Genomic DNA, 426 nt, shown 5'->3' with positions numbered 1-426 from the left:
GCAAACGCCTGGCTGGTCTTGTCGTACAGGTCCGCCTTGCGCAGCTCATCAATGAAGATGGCATCGGCCTTGGCCAGCAGCTCGGCGTATTCGCGCTTCACTTCGCCCAGGATACGCACGCCCAGGCCCGGGCCCGGGAACGGATGGCGGTAGACCATGGTGCGCGGCAGGCCCAGTTCAACACCCAGGCGGCGCACTTCGTCCTTGAACAGCTCGCGCAGCGGCTCCACCAGGCCCAGCTTCATGTGCTCCGGCAGGCCGCCCACGTTGTGGTGGCTCTTGATCACATGCGCCTTGCCGGTCTTGCTGCCGGCCGACTCGATCACGTCCGGGTAGATGGTGCCCTGCGCCAGCCACTTGGCGTTCTTCAGCTTGTTCGACTCTTCGTCGAAGATCTCAACGAAAAGGTTGCCGATGATCTTGCGC

The 426-nt window shown here is 63.4% G+C and carries 1 pseudogene; it reads right to left on the bottom strand.

The annotated features are described in order from the left end of the window. Positions 1–426, bottom strand: a pseudogene (locus HU147_RS19190) (glutamine-hydrolyzing GMP synthase); the annotation flags it as partial.

This window comes from Planococcus chinensis (assembly GCF_020071995.1).
Classification (GTDB): domain Bacteria; phylum Bacillota; class Bacilli; order Bacillales_A; family Planococcaceae; genus Planococcus; species Planococcus chinensis_A.
This window is presented reverse-complemented; position numbering and strand designations above follow the sequence as displayed.